This window comes from Pseudogracilibacillus sp. ICA-222130 (assembly GCF_037892545.1).
In the GTDB taxonomy this organism is placed as follows: Bacteria; Bacillota; Bacilli; order Bacillales; family Amphibacillaceae; genus Pseudogracilibacillus.
The window spans coordinates 20,474-36,290 of sequence record NZ_JBBKBG010000028.1; the positions used below are offsets into that span (position 1 = coordinate 20,474).

At 37.0% G+C, this 15,817-nt stretch carries 14 protein-coding genes, 1 tRNA gene and 1 riboswitch; of the genes, 7 read left to right on the forward strand and 8 right to left on the reverse strand.

All coding sequences use genetic code 11. From position 1 onward, the window contains the following. Positions 1 to 26: 26 nt before the first annotated feature. The 4 genes from WKT09_RS10730 to WKT09_RS10745 form a co-directional block, all read right to left on the reverse strand. Entirely contained in the window at positions 27 to 203 is a 177-nt protein-coding gene (locus tag WKT09_RS10730) for a DUF2292 domain-containing protein (RefSeq protein ID WP_340416024.1), read from the reverse strand. 109 nt (positions 204 to 312) lie between these two features. Next, positions 313 to 415: riboswitch (SAM riboswitch) on the reverse strand. Between the two features lie 87 nt (positions 416 to 502). Continuing rightward, a complete protein-coding gene (locus WKT09_RS10735; protein WP_340416025.1) occupies positions 503 to 1,792 on the reverse strand; it encodes an NCS2 family permease in 1,290 nt (429 codons plus the stop codon). 361 nt (positions 1,793 to 2,153) lie between these two features. After that, the gene (locus WKT09_RS10740) at positions 2,154 to 2,642 is read right to left on the reverse strand and encodes a hypothetical protein (RefSeq protein ID WP_340416026.1); all 489 of its coding nucleotides are present in this window, start codon (positions 2,640 to 2,642) and stop codon (positions 2,154 to 2,156) included. A gap of 192 nt (positions 2,643 to 2,834) precedes the next feature. After that, positions 2,835 to 5,105, reverse strand: coding sequence for a transporter substrate-binding protein (locus WKT09_RS10745; protein WP_340416027.1), 2,271 nt, complete (start codon positions 5,103 to 5,105; stop codon positions 2,835 to 2,837). A gap of 254 nt (positions 5,106 to 5,359) precedes the next feature. Between WKT09_RS10745 and WKT09_RS10750 the strand changes: the two genes are divergently transcribed. Beyond that, on the forward strand, positions 5,360 to 5,551 hold the full coding sequence (locus WKT09_RS10750; RefSeq protein ID WP_340416038.1) for a hypothetical protein: 192 nt from the start codon (positions 5,360 to 5,362) through the stop codon (positions 5,549 to 5,551). Continuing rightward, complete coding sequence (locus WKT09_RS10755; RefSeq protein WP_340416028.1) at positions 5,544 to 6,956, forward strand: amidase; 1,413 nt, start codon at positions 5,544 to 5,546, stop codon at positions 6,954 to 6,956. The genes WKT09_RS10750 and WKT09_RS10755 overlap by 8 nt, the downstream gene beginning before the upstream one ends. A 112-nt stretch (positions 6,957 to 7,068) precedes the next feature. Here the strand turns inward: WKT09_RS10755 and WKT09_RS10760 are convergent, their stop codons facing one another. Continuing rightward, entirely contained in the window at positions 7,069 to 8,049 is a 981-nt protein-coding gene (locus WKT09_RS10760) for a diaminopimelate dehydrogenase (RefSeq protein ID WP_340416029.1), read from the reverse strand. Between the two features lie 139 nt (positions 8,050 to 8,188). On the opposite strand from WKT09_RS10760, the gene WKT09_RS10765 reads away from it, so the two are divergent. Beyond that, positions 8,189 to 8,710, forward strand: a complete 522-nt coding sequence (locus WKT09_RS10765; RefSeq protein ID WP_340416030.1) for a type 1 glutamine amidotransferase domain-containing protein — start codon at positions 8,189 to 8,191, stop codon at positions 8,708 to 8,710. 38 nt (positions 8,711 to 8,748) lie between these two features. Here WKT09_RS10765 and WKT09_RS10770 read toward each other — a convergent pair whose 3' ends face one another. The 3 genes from WKT09_RS10770 to wrbA form a co-directional block, all read right to left on the reverse strand. After that, positions 8,749 to 9,414, reverse strand: coding sequence for a phosphatase PAP2 family protein (locus WKT09_RS10770; RefSeq protein ID WP_340416031.1), 666 nt, complete (start codon positions 9,412 to 9,414; stop codon positions 8,749 to 8,751). 187 nt (positions 9,415 to 9,601) lie between these two features. Further along, a complete protein-coding gene (gene trhA, locus WKT09_RS10775; RefSeq protein ID WP_340416032.1) occupies positions 9,602 to 10,246 on the reverse strand; it encodes a PAQR family membrane homeostasis protein TrhA in 645 nt (214 codons plus the stop codon). 650 nt (positions 10,247 to 10,896) lie between these two features. Continuing rightward, positions 10,897 to 11,505 (reverse strand): NAD(P)H:quinone oxidoreductase, encoded by a 609-nt coding sequence (gene wrbA, locus WKT09_RS10780; protein ID WP_340416033.1) that lies wholly within the window; start codon positions 11,503 to 11,505, stop codon positions 10,897 to 10,899. A gap of 168 nt (positions 11,506 to 11,673) precedes the next feature. Here wrbA and WKT09_RS10785 point away from each other — a divergent pair, with 168 nt between their 5' ends. From WKT09_RS10785 to WKT09_RS10800, 4 genes are all read left to right on the forward strand, one after another. Beyond that, on the forward strand, positions 11,674 to 14,001 hold the full coding sequence (locus WKT09_RS10785; RefSeq protein ID WP_340416034.1) for a xanthine dehydrogenase family protein molybdopterin-binding subunit: 2,328 nt from the start codon (positions 11,674 to 11,676) through the stop codon (positions 13,999 to 14,001). Beyond that, positions 13,988 to 14,836, forward strand: a complete 849-nt coding sequence (locus tag WKT09_RS10790) for an FAD binding domain-containing protein (RefSeq protein WP_340416035.1) — start codon at positions 13,988 to 13,990, stop codon at positions 14,834 to 14,836. The genes WKT09_RS10785 and WKT09_RS10790 overlap by 14 nt, the downstream gene beginning before the upstream one ends. Before the next feature lie 2 nt (positions 14,837 to 14,838). After that, the gene (locus WKT09_RS10795; RefSeq protein ID WP_340416036.1) at positions 14,839 to 15,312 is read left to right on the forward strand and encodes a (2Fe-2S)-binding protein; all 474 of its coding nucleotides are present in this window, start codon (positions 14,839 to 14,841) and stop codon (positions 15,310 to 15,312) included. A 101-nt stretch (positions 15,313 to 15,413) separates the two neighbouring features. After that, positions 15,414 to 15,486, forward strand: a tRNA-Ala gene (locus WKT09_RS10800). The last annotated feature ends 331 nt before the right edge of the window (positions 15,487 to 15,817 follow it).

Genomic DNA, 15,817 nt, shown 5'->3' on the forward strand with positions numbered 1-15,817 from the left:
AATAATATGATTTTTCTGAATAAAATTTATATAGAAATAATTTCTTTTTCTGATAACTTCTCTTGTTCATCAAATAATGTGTTTTCTTGTTTTTCAATTCTAGCGACATATCCATCATGAACTGTTAATGTGATTGTTCCATTTTCTAAATCCGCTAAATGTCTCTCGAGAAACTTAATATGTGCTTCCTGTAAACGACTCATTTCTCCTCACACCTTTAACCATTTTTTCATGAAGACGAAGAATTTTTCCAATTAAAAAACCTCTTCCTGATTAAGAAGAGGTTCGAATATACATATACTGTCTCGACTCTTCTTATCTTTCAAACTAAAAGCTTGCTGGAATTGGCACAGTACTAGTCAAGTCTGTTGCCGAGGCTTCGTAGGGCCAGTCCCTCCACCTCTCTGGATAAGAAAATGTAAAACTTTTTATTTAATTTTTGATGTTGAATAATACTATACACAGATTTATTAGAACTGTCAAATAATTTCGTGAAACTTTTTTAATGAGCTGGGAAAAAGATCATTTGAATAATAAAGATAACCCCGAATATATAGAGCATTGGGTGCACTTCTTTCCCTTTACCAGTTACTAATTTTAATAAAGGATAAGTGATAAACCCTACTGCAATTCCTGTTGCGATACTCGATGTTAGAGGCATCATTAAAACGACAATAAATGTCGGAAATGCTTCATTAAATTCATTCCACTTAATCTTTGAAAGTCCAAATAACATATAACTTCCAACGATAATAAGTGCTGGTGCTGTTACTGCTGATAAAGACGAAATCGCAGCAACTAATGGGGAAAATAAAAGTGAAACTAAAAATAGTAAAGCGACAACCAATGTCGTAAAACCTGTTCTTCCCCCAACTGCTACACCTGAAGATGACTCAACATAAGCGGATGATGGTGTAGAACCTAATGTCGAACCAACAGTTGTTGCGATCGCATCAGCAGTTAACGCCGCACGTGCACGCGGAAACTTACCATTTTTCATTAAACCTGCTTGTTCCGCTACTCCAATCATCGTTCCTGTCGTATCAAAAATAGTGACAAGTAAAAATGCAAAAATTACTCCGTACAATCCATGTTGAACAACACCACCGATATCTAAATCAAAAAAGATTGGAGCTGGTGGTGCAGATATAAAGCCATCAATCGTTAATAAGTTAAAAATATATCCCGTAATTGCTGTGATCGCCATCCCGATAAATAAAGCACCTTTTACATTTCTAGCAACTAAAATTAAAGTGATCACAATACCAAAAACCGCTAATTGTGTCTCTGGAATCGACAAGTCTCCAAATGACACTAATGTTTCCTCATTTGGAACAACAAGTCCTGCCATTTTCAATCCTAAAAATGCGATAAATAAGCCAATTCCTGCTGTTATACCATATTTCAATGAATCTGGAATCGATTCAATTAATATTTGGCGAAACTTTGTAAATGTTAATAATAAAAAGATAATCCCCGATACAAAAACTGCACCAAAAACTGCTTGATAGGAAACGCCTTGTGTCGCTACAACACTTACAAAATAAGCGTTCATCCCCATTCCAGGCGCAATAGCAATCGGATAATTTCCGAATAAAGCCATAATGAGTGTTCCTACTACCGCGGACACGATTGTTGCAATAAACACTTGATCAAACGGCACACCCGCTGCAGATAATATAGCAGGGTTTACTACAATAATATATGACATCGTTAAAAACGTTGTCATTCCTGCTAAAATCTCTGTTCGAACATTCGTGCCTAACTCTTTCATTTTAAAAAAGTTTTCCATGATAAACTCCCTTTGTGTCTTTAAATTTACAGAGGCATGCCCATATGTTGTAAGATGGTTTTTCATTTGATACGGTTATGTCGTTTTCATCGAAAAATCGTCTTATCTTTTGTAGATTCATTAATGTCGGTCAAACCTTTGTACGTTCTTTTTCACACACGTAGAACATCATAATAAATGTCACCGTAAACTTCAATGATTTTGTCGCATTTTCCAATATTTTGTCATAGTTTTACTTTTCCCAATTATCCTTTAAAACATAAGAGAGAAAATTATCGAAATTTGAATGTTATGTAAGTTTTTTGGTTGCTGGTTGAAGCGGAGCGAGGTCTTTTCGGGGACGGGGGCTTGAGGGGGGATGCTAGATATCCGCAAGTTGGGAGGAATTTGCTCGGGAACTTGCGGAATTGTGACGGATATCCGCAAGTGGAACGAGTTTTCCTCGTGAACTTGCGGAATTAAGCATTATATCCGCAAGTGCAGCGCGATTTCCTCGTGAACTTGCGGAATTATACAATATATCCGCAAGTGTGGCGCGATTTCCTCGTGAACTTGCGGAATTATGCAATATATCCGCAAGTGCAACGGGTTTTCCTCGTGAACTTGCGGAATTATACAATATATCCGCAAGTGCAACGGGTTTTCCTCGTGAACTTGCGGAATTATACAATATATCCGCAAGTGCAACGGGTTTTCCTCGTGAACTTGCGGAATTAAACCGGATTTCCGCAGTGAAGGTACCGTCAAGAATACTACTATTCAAGTCAGGATTTTCGCCCTCGAAGAAGTTTTTCATTTCTTCACGCATAATATGATTAAATAAAAATTTATTGGTTATACTGTTTGACATAGGTAGGTCTCTCCTTTTTATTAGTTCGATAACTTAAGGATGTCCTACCTTTTTTATTTTAATCATTTTACACAAACCATTACGTCACCAAGTAAAACGAAAATTCCCCCGACAACTTGCGGAATTATTTTTAACATAATAAAATCCAAGGTAATTCACCTATTACCTTGGACCTTAAAACATCCAATCCTCTTAGTTTGTCATTTTAAATTCTTTCATTTTACGATAGAGTGTGCTTCTACCAATTCCAAGCTTTTCTGAAGCCTCTTTAATATTATTAGACGTTTCTAACGCCTCGGCAATCATCTTTTTTTCTACATCTTTTAGTGATAATGAATGATGTTGTTTTCGTTGATAATAATGCATTAATTGGGCTGGTAAATGTTCTACTTGAATATTTGTTCCATCACTTTTCGCTAATAAGTATGCGCGTTCCATCATATTGCGCAACTCCCGGATATTTCCAGGCCACGGATATTGTAAAATTTGTTGAATAACTTCCCCTGTCATCGACTCTGGTCCATCTCCATATTCTTTTGCGAACAATTGTAGAAAATGGTGTGCCAACAATTCAATGTCCTCTACTCTGTCACGCAATGCTGGAATATAAATCGATAAAACATTTAACCGATAAAACAAATCAGATCTAAACGCATCATTATATGCAATTTCCTCTTCTAAGTTACGATTAGTCGCTGCAATAATGCGGATATCGACATCACGTTCGGCTACATCCCCGACTCGTGTAATTTTTTTCGTTTCAATTGCCCGAAGCAATGTTGCTTGGAATTCAAATGGCATGTCTCCAATTTCATCTAAAAAAAGTGTCCCCTTATGTGCCGCTTCAAATTTTCCGACAGCTCCGCCACGTTTCGCACCAGTAAAAGCTCCTTCCGCATATCCGAACAATTCACTTAATAATAACTCCTTCGGTAAGGCTGCCATATTAATTGCTATAAATGGGCCATCTTTTCTTGTGCTCATTTCATGGATTGCTCTAGCTAATACTTCTTTTCCAGTACCCGTCTCCCCAAAAATTAATACATTTGCAATAGAATGAGCCGCAATTTTTGCTGTTTTTAACTCATGTTGGAATGCTTCATTTTTTGTGCGGACGAGTCCGAATTGTTGATATGGTGTCGTAAGTTTCCGTTTCGCCTTTACTAACCATAACTCTTTTTCCTTCGCAGCATACGAATCAATATAAAATTGCTGCTGTAATAGTTGCAACACACTCGGCGTAATAATGTCTCCTTTTTGTAAGTTCGTAAGTTCTTTCGCTTTCCGACTTAAAAATTGCACCTTCCGATCCCCTGAAATCGCCACAATCGCCTCACTACTTACCTCTCCCCAGGCACGTAATATCAATTCATTTACAGGACGTTTTAATATAACCTCTTTAATATATGGCTTTGGACGAATATTTTGCGCTGAATCCCAAACAATATCAAATTGCCCATTTTGCCTCACTTTTCCAATACGCATCGGCCTTGTTAAATGGCTTCTTTGATCAATTTTTAATGTACCACATGCAGAATCCATCGTTTTACCATGTAAGGAAGTAAAAATGGCTTCCTTTGATACACTTTTTGTTTCGATTACCGCATCTAAAATAATTTTCGTACCAATATAGGTGTTAAACATAACAGACGAAATCGGTCTATCATCTCTAGAAAATGAATGAAAAGCTTGAATAAAAGATGAATTCGCTGGATGATCAAGAGATTGGAAATAACTAGCGGAACTGTAATGCCCTGCCCCAACTACGGAACCCATCGCTTCTATTTCCGTTTCTTTCGTAATTGGACTAAAAATAGGCATTGTCTGTGGATCCAATTGCATACGAGCATACGTCTCATAAAACGAAACGACACTTTGTCCAACAAGCGTGGAAAAAATAGCATCCGGTTTTTGTAAAATAATATCTTGTACGGTCTGATAAAACTCCTTATGCCCAAAAGGGACATATGTTTCTTGAACAATATTTCCACCTTTTGTTTGGACGTATTCTCTTACTTGATCATTCGTTTCTTTCGGATAAATATAGTCATTTCCAATTAAATATATATTTTTACCGTAATGGGACATCAAATAATCAATCAACGTATGAACTTGCTGATTCGGTACTTCCCCTGTATAAAACACATGTTGGTGGTCTTCTTCTCCTTCATAAAGCGTTGGATACACGAGTACACAATCGTATTTTTCTAAAATAGGTAAGATCGCCTTCCTGCATGCAGACGTATAACAACCGATAAATATTTTTACACCTAGCTGTGCAAGTTTTTCAGCACATTCTTTTGCTCTATATGGGTCTGATGCAATATCTTCCGTCATCACTTCCACATCATACCCCGCTTCTTTAAATTGTTCTGTCGCAAATAATGCGGCATCGAACTGGCCTTTTTCAGTTAATGACGTTGTACCAGTTAACGAAAATAATAAGCCTACCTTTATGTGCATTCTCTTTCCTCCTTCATCATTTTGCATGCTTTCTAAAGATACAACATGGAGTGTCCCATTTAAAGAAAACGGTTTCATTTTGATACATATAAATAATCTACGTACATATAATTTTATCGTGAACCTTTCACTGTTGCAATAGTGGAAACAAATTTCCCCTTTTATCATAGTGTTTTTCGCCATTTATTGTTCCCCTCGTAAACATTGGCATGAAACTTGCATTACCGTTTAGTGCAACAAAAAATTATAAAGGAGTGGTTCCATTGGCTTTATCTGTAAAAGAACTATTGGAAAATAAAGGTATCAAACCTCGAGAAGAACATCTTGAGATTTTGGAAAAAAGATGGAAAGGTATGAAGGAACTCCGCAGTGATTTAAAGGGAGCAAACATCGATGATGCAGATATTAGCTTACGAAATATTCCAGGAGGTGACCACGTTGAGTAAAGAGTTAATTGGAAAACCAGTAGAAACTTTAGCACCACTTATTGAAAAAAAGGAAATATCACCTGTTGAATTAACAGAAGCAATTTTAGATCATATAGAAAAAACGGAAGGTACTATTAACGCATTTATGGAAGTGTACCGTGAAGAAGCGTTAGAAAATGCCAAAAAGGCGGAAGAAGAAATTGCTAACGGTACATACCGTAGTATGTATCATGGCATTCCGATGGCAATTAAAGATAATGTTTATTTTAAAGATAAAGTATCGACGATGTCTTCAAAAATTCATAAAGATTTTGTTTCCAATCACGATGCGACAGTCATTACCAAACTACGTGAAGCTGGAGTCGTATTTACAGGAAAACTGAGCATGCATGAATATGCTTGGGGAATTACGAACAATAATCCACACTATGGAGCGGTTAAAAATCCATGGAATTATGAAAAAATTCCTGGTGGTTCCAGTGGTGGATCTGGTGCTGCCGTTGCAGTAGGTTCAACTGTCGCTTCATTAGGTACTGATACCGCAGGGTCTATCCGAATCCCTTCGTCTGCTTGTGGAATAGTCGGGTTAAAACAAACACATGGACTCGTTAGTAAATATGGAGTATATCCATTAGCTTGGACGCTTGACCATGTTGGTCCGATGACACAAACGGTAAAAGATGCCGCAGGACTTTTACAAATTATTGCAGGATATGATAAAAATGACCCGACATCTGTGAAAGTTCCAGAAGAAAATTATCTTGCACAAGTTACTGGAGATGTAAAAGGATTAGTGATCGGTATTAACGAAGACTATTTCTTTCATGAAGTAGATGATGAAATTGAAACATTAGTCCGTGGTGCAATAGAAACTCTCGTAGACCAAGGAGCAACAACGAAGGAAGTTAAAATACCAATGTTGAAATATGCAGAATGGGCGGAACTTGTTACATCACTATCTGAGGCATCTGCCATTCATCATAGTGATATGTTAACAAGACCGGATGATTTCGGGCATGACATCCGCATGTTATTCGAACTAGGTGAATTGCCTTCTGCGGTTGATTACTTACAAGCACAACAAGTAAGAAGACAGTTGAAACATGAATTTACAAAAGCGTTTGACGAAGTGGATATTATGATCATGCCGACATTACCAGTTTTACCAAATGATATTGGGGATGATTGGGCAGATTTAAACGGTAAAAAGGTCGATTTAATTGACAATATTATCCGTTTCACTGGACCTGGAAATTTAACAGGACTACCAGGATTATCCGTCCCATGTGGTTTCAGTAAAGGACTTCCTGTTGGCCTACAAATTATGGGACCAGCTTTCGGCGAAGCAGCAATTTTGAATGCTGGATATGCATTTGAAAAAACGAATCCAATGGGCGGAAAAAAACCTGCTCTCTTAAAATAAATGTTTAAAACAGTACTGCGAACCTTTATCGGATTCGCCGTGCTGTTTTTTCGCTTACAATTTGTACAAAAAAGAGACAAAGCATGAACGTCTCGCCTTGTCCCTTCCAATATTATAAATATTTTTTACGTAAATCAGCCGGAGAATCTGGATGGATATATCCTGGCCCAATATCATAGACAGTTTTTGCCCCTACTTGTCCTTCTTGTGAAAGCCTATGTGCAGCACGGGCGTATGCGACAAGAACACTAGCGGTAAATTCAGGGTTACTATCTAACTTCAGACTGAATTCAACAATTTGATTAGAACCTGCGCCTGTTTTTCCACTATGGATGACAAAACCACCGTGTGGCATTGCACTATGATCACGAAGTAATTCCTCTTCCGTTATAAAATGTACTTCTGTTTCATATTCATCAAAATAGTTCGGCATCGTCTTAATCGTATGAGCGACCTCATCGGCACTCGCACCATCCTCTAATACGACATAACATTCTCGTTTATGTTTTTCAGCAGTGGCTAAATTTGGATTTTCTCCATTTCGAACACGATCCATTGCCGCTTCAGAAGGTAGTGTATATTGAACACCATTTTTTACACCTTCCACACGACGTACGGCATCAGAGTGCCCTTGGCTTAAACCTTTTCCCCAAAATGTATACGTATTTCCTTCCGCTAAAACCGCTTCCGCCATGACACGGTTTATCGAAAATAAACCTGGATCCCAACCAACAGAAATAACACTTACTTTGCCTGCTTTTTCTGCAGCCTCATTTACCGCTGCAAAATGCTCTGGTATTTTTGCATGTGTATCATAACTATCTACCGTGTTAAACAATGTTGAAAAATGTGGTGTTTGCTCTGGTAAATCTGTTGCAGACCCTCCACATAAAATCATGACATCAATTTTATCAGTAAATTTTTCCACTTCATCAATATGGTAGGATGGGATATGTTCATCAAACGTATTAACTTTTCCTCTTCTAGAAAAAACAGCTACTAACTCCATGTCACGTTGCTGCTTAATCGCTAACTCCGCACCACGTCCTAAATTTCCGTATCCAATAATTCCTACTTTTATTGTTTCTGCCATTATCGTCACCTCTGCAATCTTTTTTTGTCTACTTTATCGTATCGCTTTTTTTTGAAAAGTGCAAAAATGTCCCTCCGTCCCTTGAGTGTTTATCATAATTTGTTACACTAGATGTATAAAAAGGAAAGGGTGACGATAGTTGCGTTTACAAGATAAAAAAGTCATTGCACTAGTAGACAAAGACTTTGAAGACTTAGAACATTGGTATCCTGTATATCGTTTATGTGAAGAAGGGGCACAAGTTGATTTAGTAGGGCCAAAAGCAAACGAAACATATTATGGAAAATACGGTGTTCCGGCAGTAACAGATTATGCGTTTGCTGATATTCATGCGGCAGATTATGATGCCATTTTAATTCCTGGTGGATGGGCTCCAGACACATTACGCCGTTATCCAGAAGTGTTACAAATGGTACAGCATATGGACAAAGAAAAAAAGCCAATCGGTCATATTTGTCATGCCGGATGGGTATTAGTTTCAGCAGATGTCTTAAAAGGAAAAACCGTCACAAGTACACCTGGAATTAAAGATGATATGATCAATGCTGGTGCAACTTGGGTAGATGAACCTGCGCTTGTAGATGGACATATCATTTCAAGCCGCCGCCCACCTGATTTACCTGATTATTTACGTCTATTTATTGATACATTAGCTACATAAAAAAGTCCCCTCTCCACACATTTGGAGAGGGAACTTTTTTATGAGAATAAAGAATAACTTGCTCGTTTCGGTTTGTAAAATAAATAAATACATAGAAAAAACCATGCAAAAGAAATAATGATAGCACCTAAAACATCCGTAAAGAAATGTGCTTCCAAAACCACTCTACTTAATGCAACAAACACAATTATAATTGTATAAATAACGTAAGCAATGATTTGCATGTACATTCGTTTTCCGAAATAAAAAGCAACATATATTAAAAATAGGAATAAAATCGTTGCACGCATCGTATGCCCACTTGGAAAACTGTATGACTGTAATTCGAAATTAAAATCAAATAATTCTATGTAACTTATTTCATCGCCAGGTCTAGCACGATGTATTAACATTTTTAATCCCAAATTAACGACCACACCACCAACAGAGAGGACGAAAAAGAAAAAGAAATGACGCCAATTTCCTTTCACGATAAAAACTATCCCAATAATGATCGTAATTAATAAAATCATCTCACTTGAACCTAATACAGATGCTATTTCCATTAATTTCAAAAAGACAGCATTCGTTTGTTGGTCTGCCCAATAGGCAACATTTTCATCTAATAAAAATCCTTGTGTCCCTGTCGTTAACAAGGCTACAACGATAAATAGGAATAAAAAAATACCTGCTCCAATTAAAGGAGTTTTGCTTTTTGTATTCATTGTCTTTCACCACACTTTACCTTCAAATCTTTCTACATTTTACAAGAACAATATAATATATACAATACTTCTAGCTAAGTTGAAATAAGATTGTAATAACATTGTCTAAAAGTACCAGATTCATAAGGGAGTTTAATCAGATAAAAAAAGACAAAACAAACGTTTTGCCCATAAAATTTATATTTTTTTACAGTGGAAGTACGTATAAAAATATCGCAAAAAAGTGAAATACAGATCCTCCAACGACAAATAAATGCCATATAGCATGGTGATACTTAAACCCACGCCATAGGAAGAAAATGGTTCCTACCGTGTATAAAACACCACCGATAACGAGTAATGTAACACCATTTCCATGTAAATTTGAAATGATTTGATCCCATCCAATGACAACGAGCCAACCTAATAATATATATAAAATAGTCGAAACGAATAAAAACTTTTTCACAAAAAATACTTTAAACACAATGCCAAAAACTGTTACACCCCAAACGATTCCGAAAAGCACCCATCCAAGTGCACCATCCATTACAATTAATGTTATCGGTGTATATGTCCCAGCAATAAATAAGTAAATGGACGAATGGTCCAAAATTTCAAAGATATCTTTCGCTTTTCCTTTTGGAAGTGCGTGTAATAATGTCGATGATACGTATAAATTTAACATCGTAACTCCAAAAATTGTAAACGAAACTACATGTGCAGCAGAACCATACATTGATGCATAAACAATCAATAATGTTAGTGCAACCACACTTAGTAATGCACCAATACCATGTGTAATAGCATTTGCTATTTCTTCTCTTTTCGAGAATATATTAATTTGCTCCATATAATTATCTCCTTACAATGAAATAGAGTATTATGCTTATTTTACCATAGTTCCTTTATTCGATACAGAGTAAGAAGTCTTGTTTCGACTATACGCACAAAAAATTGTCCATTTTTTGAGAATGTGCGGAGTAGTTTTAAAAGTGAATGATTTCCAGGGTGGTGTGGCTGCTAGGTGCAATGGGATTTACGGGATTATGCTTTATATCCGCAAGTGGAGCGGGGTTTGCTCATGAATTTGTGGAATTAAGCTGGATATCCGCAAGTGGAGCACGATTTGCTTGAGAACTTGCGGAATTAACCCATATATCCGCAAGTGTAACGGGATTTGCTTAAGAACTTGCGGAATTAATTCATATATCCGCAAGTGCAACGCGATTTGATCATGAACTTGCGGAATTAATTCATATATCCGCAAGTAAAACGAGATTTGATCATGAACTTGCGGAATTAAGCCATATATCCGCAAGTGCAACGCGATTTGATCGTGAACTTGCGGAATTAACCCATATATCCGCAAGTGCAACGGGATTTGATCGAAAACTTGCGGAATTAAGCCATATATCCGCAAGTATAACGCAATTTCCAAAACAACTTGCGGATATAAAAAGCTAGGGCGCTTCATAGCTTCCTAGCTTGATCACTTCAATATTATTTGCCTTTTTTTACCCACTGTGCGACTTGTACAGTACGTTTTGCCTGGTATTTCACAGTGTCTTTCACATCTTCTACCATGTTCCCATCTTGATTCACCGTCACACTTGTTCCATACGGATTTCCTCCCGCAGCAAAAATGGACGGATCTGAATATCCTGGTGCTGCAATGATTGCTCCCCAATGCATCATCGCCGTATATAAGGATAAAATTGTCGCTTCTTGTCCACCATGTGGATTTTGTGCGGAGGACATTGCACTAACCACTTTGTTCACTGTCTTCCCTGAAGCCCATAATCCACCTTGAGTATCTAAAAACTGTTTCATTTGTGATGCCATTACACCAAATCTTGTCGGTGTACTGAAAATAATTGCGTCTGCCCATTCTAAATCTTCTGATGTCGCTTCAGCAATATGTGATGTTTGATCAACCGTTTCCTTCCAAACATCATTTCCATCAATTACTGCTTGTGGTGCTAACTCAGGTACTTTTAATACTCTTACATCTGCCCCTAATTCTTTTGCACCTTCCTCTGCCCATTTTGCTAATTCATAGTTTGTTCCACTCATACTATAATATATTACTGCTACATTTACTTTTGACATCATTTCATTCTCCTTCTTTAATAAAAAATTTATGTAAAGTAAATTGTTCCCGAATCTAAATGAACTTATGCTAATTCGTTCATAACAACGATATGTATAGATATGTATACATTGCCTATTTTTGGAAACAATATGGCTACAAAACTTTCATAGGTGGTTGAATAAAACATGATACGACAGAGTGTGCCAAGAATTGAAGACAACAACAAAGTAACTGGTGCTGCAAAATATACAGCAGACAATATACAAAATGGGGTGCTATACGCAAGATTAGTCACAAGCTCCCATGCACATGCAGAAATTATGTCTATCGATACGTCAAAAGCACAAAAATGCTCTGGTGTTCGCGCAATACTAACAGGTAAAGACTGCCATATCTTGGTCGGATCAACCGTAGAAGATAGGCCTATTTTAGCTCAAGAAAAAGTACGTTACTTCGGTGAGCCAATTGCAGTTGTTGTTGCCGATAGCGAACATGAAGCACAGTACGCTTGTAATGTTATTCATGTGAAATATAATCCATTACCAAACCTATCCACTGTACATGAAGCAATAACTACAGAGCAAACATGCATACATGAAAACTTTGAACAATATACACAACTAAAAAGTATTCGACCTAACCCAAAACAAAATATCGCCAATCATGTAAAAATCCGAAAAGGCAATATGAAAACAGGAGAAACTGATAGCAATGTCATCATTGAAACAACGGTTTCCCTACCACAATCTGATCATGCTGCAATGGAAACTCGCTCAGCAAAAGTAGAAATTTTACCAAATGGGGATGTACATGTTCATAGCTCTAGTCAGGCACCGTTTGTAATTAAACAAATGATTAGTAAATATTTTATGATTGAACAAAATAAAGTAATCGTCCATACCCCTTTTGTTGGGGGTGCTTTCGGAGGAAAAGCATCGATTCAATTGGAATTTATCGCCTATCTTGCCTCCAAAGCTGTTGGTGGAAGAATGGTTACTATAAATAACCCAAGAGAAGTTGATATGGTAACCTCCCCTGTCCATATCGGCATGGACGCAACCATAAAACTTGGTGCAACAAATGATGGAAAATTAACGATGGCAAATATTCAATTCCTCTTTAATGCCGGTGCTTATGTCGACGAATCATCGGACATTACGAATACTGCCGCCCTAAACTGCACTGGTCCATACAATATTAAACATGTTACATGTGATTCGTATTGTATTTACACAAACAATCCATATGCAACATCTTTTCGTGGCTATGGGCATAGTGAATTAACTTTTGCAATCGAAAGAGCGATAGATTTATTAGCTAAAAAACTACGTATAGATGCTATAACATTACGTTTAAAGAACACCATCAAACCGGGTCATACAACTCCCAGTCAAGCACTTTTAACAAAAGGAAATATCGGAAATGTTACTGCCTGCCTAGAAAGAGTGAAAAAGTTAATCCAATGGGAAGAAGGACAAGTCACACAGATTAGTCAAAATATGGTTCGGGCTAAAGGAATTGCATGCCTTTGGAAAGCCTCTATGTCTCCAACTAATGCTTCATCTGGTGCAATCATCACATTCAATAAGGATGGAGGTATCAATTTAAATATCGGTGTTGTGGAAATAGGAAACGGAACAAAAACCGTACTAGCGCAAATTTTGGCCGAAAGTCTCCAAGTACACGTAAGTAAAATTAACGTGAACATGGAAATAGATACACAAACGAATCCTAAACATTGGAAAACTGTTGCAAGTACTGCTACTCATATGGTTGGAAATGCTGTATTAGAAGCTGCGGAAGATGTGAAAAGACAATTAAAATATAATGCATCATTTGCATTACATACTAGACCAGAACATTTAGAAGTGAAAAACGCCAAAGTGTACGTAAAAAGTAATCCGAAGAAATATGTCAACATTTCGGATGTATGTTTTGGCTACCAACTGACGAATGGAAATACGGTTGGCACGTTTGTAATTGGTCATGGTGGTTTTATTATGGAACATTTAACAAAAATGAACATGGAGAATGGACAAACGAAGCCAGCACCATTTTGGACGGTTGGTGCACAAGCAGTAGAGGTAGAACTTCAAACTGATACATTTTACTATGATATCACCCGTGCTGTAACAGTGATGGATGCGGGAACAATTTTAAATCCGATGGGCGCAACAGGACAAGTGATGGGGGCAATGAAAATGGGATTAAGTATGGCTAGTCGGGAAGGTTTTATATGTAATAATGTCGGCCAAGTATTGAACAACCAGTTCAGATCCTATCATATGCTACGTTTTGACGAAAATCCTAACTACACGGTCGAGTTTATCGAAACTCCCCAAGCAGATGGTCCGTACGGTGCAAGAGGCCTCGCCGAACACGGTATTGTTGGTATGCCAGGTGCCCTTGCAAATAGTTTATCTGCTGCAGTTGGCATCCCATTAAATCAACTTCCATTATATCCTGAATTTATTTGGCAACAAAAAAGGAGATTTAAAAATGATTGCAACTGATTTTGACTATTATCGTCCCAACACAATCGAGGAAGCGCTTGGCTTATTTCATACATTAAGTGAAAACAAAAAATCCCCTCTTTATTTTAACGGCGGGACAGAGTTTATTACTTTTAGACGAATTGAATCACTTTATACAGAGGCAAAAGCTGTTATCGATATTAAAAATATAAATATGTGCCACGAAATAAAAGAAGAAAACGGCAATTTTATTATTGGTGCCTCTGTTCCCTTGGCAACGATTGAAACGCTTCCTCATTTTCCGTTATTGAGCAAAGTATGTAGTAGAATTGCCGACCATACATCCCGTGAAAAAATAACGTTAGCAGGCAATATTTGTAGCAATTTGAAATATAAAGAAGCCATTTTACCCCTTCTTTTAACAAATTGTACTGTAGTAATTGCTAGTCCAACAGGATTGCACACAGTTCCTATACAACAAATATATCATATGCAAACTGGAAAGATAGCACTGGAACACGGAGCATTTATTGTGCAATTTAAAATTGATCAGCATTTTTTGAACAGGCCTTTTGCAAGTAAAAAAGTAACAGCAAATGGAAGGATTGGCTATCCACTGGTCACTATAAGTGCTATCCATATGCCACATATTGTTAGATTTGCTTTTAGCGGATTATGTCATGCTCCATTCCAATTAGACATGATTGATACGACGTTAAATGAAATGAACGAACCTTTAGAAAAGCGTATCCAAAAAACACTTGAACAACTCCCATCCCCTATTTTAGATGATATGAATGGTTCAAGGGAATTTCGAACATTTATTTATCATGGACTTGTAAAAGAGATAATCTCTGGATTTGGAAAGGATTAACAATGAAACAAAAAATTACGTGTACTATAAATAACGAAAAGAAAACGATATATGTAAGACAAGCGACAATTTTATTAGATATGTTACGAGATGAACTTGGGTTGACTGGGGCAAAACCTGGTTGTAAAAATGGCGACTGTGGAACATGTACAATTTTAAAAGGTAATAGACCAATGAAATCATGTCTCATGTTAGCTGTTGAAGCAGATGGGGAGAACTTCACTACGATTGAAGGTATAAAAGATACGCCAATACAAAAGGCTTTTCTTGAAAAATTTGCATTTCAATGTGGCTATTGTACATCCGGCTTTATTATGAATTGTCACGCTTTATCAATATGTCAGCCAAATGCGACAGCATATGATATTAAAAACTGGCTGCAATCTAATATTTGCCGTTGTACAGGATATGAGGAAATTAAAGAAGCGATGTTGGAAGTATTACAAAACAAGCATTCCAACAATCATAAAACTTAAAACTATCACGTTCCAATTTTTATAAAAATAAAAGCCTCCTCGATGAGCACCATGATGTCCATTGATTATTAAGATCCGTTATCTTATAATAAAATTGTTATGGGGCATTAGCTCAGCTGGGAGAGTATCTGCGTGGCACGCAGGAGGTCGTCGGTTCGAGCCCGACATGCTCCATCAATGGCAACGCTTGGTACTAAAGGTACTGAGCGTTTTTAATTAGTATTTTTTTGTACAGCATAACGTGACAAAAAACTACTTTCTATTTATCTTTTTCCAATTTCGAGTGTTCCAGAAATTTTATCTGCTTACTTGCGGATATAATACTTAATTACGCAAGTTGTTGTGAAAATCCCATTCTACTTGCGGATATATGAATTAATTACGCAAGTTATCATGAAAATCACGTTACACTTGCGGATATATGGCTTAATTACGCAAGTTATCATGAAAATCACGTTACACTTGCGGATATATGGTTTAATTACGCAAGTTATCATGAAAATCA

What these genes read in the sequence shown, in the direction of transcription:
- WKT09_RS10745 (WP_340416027.1), bottom strand. Translation starts at nt 5,105, where the DNA reads ATGCACATAAAGGTAGGCTTATTATTTTCGTTAACTGGTACAACGTCA.
- WKT09_RS10735 (WP_340416025.1), bottom strand. Translation starts at nt 1,792, where the DNA reads ATGGAAAACTTTTTTAAAATGAAAGAGTTAGGCACGAATGTTCGAACA.
- wrbA (WP_340416033.1), bottom strand. Translation starts at nt 11,505, where the DNA reads ATGTCAAAAGTAAATGTAGCAGTAATATATTATAGTATGAGTGGAACA.
- trhA (WP_340416032.1), bottom strand. Translation starts at nt 10,246, where the DNA reads ATGGAGCAAATTAATATATTCTCGAAAAGAGAAGAAATAGCAAATGCT.
- WKT09_RS10740 (WP_340416026.1), bottom strand. Translation starts at nt 2,642, where the DNA reads ATGTCAAACAGTATAACCAATAAATTTTTATTTAATCATATTATGCGT.
- WKT09_RS10785 (WP_340416034.1), top strand. Translation starts at nt 11,674, where the DNA reads ATGATACGACAGAGTGTGCCAAGAATTGAAGACAACAACAAAGTAACT.
- WKT09_RS10770 (WP_340416031.1), bottom strand. Translation starts at nt 9,414, where the DNA reads ATGAATACAAAAAGCAAAACTCCTTTAATTGGAGCAGGTATTTTTTTA.
- WKT09_RS10790 (WP_340416035.1), top strand. Translation starts at nt 13,988, where the DNA reads ATGATTGCAACTGATTTTGACTATTATCGTCCCAACACAATCGAGGAA.
- WKT09_RS10760 (WP_340416029.1), bottom strand. Translation starts at nt 8,049, where the DNA reads ATGGCAGAAACAATAAAAGTAGGAATTATTGGATACGGAAATTTAGGA.
- WKT09_RS10795 (WP_340416036.1), top strand. Translation starts at nt 14,839, where the DNA reads ATGAAACAAAAAATTACGTGTACTATAAATAACGAAAAGAAAACGATA.
- WKT09_RS10730 (WP_340416024.1), bottom strand. Translation starts at nt 203, where the DNA reads ATGAGTCGTTTACAGGAAGCACATATTAAGTTTCTCGAGAGACATTTA.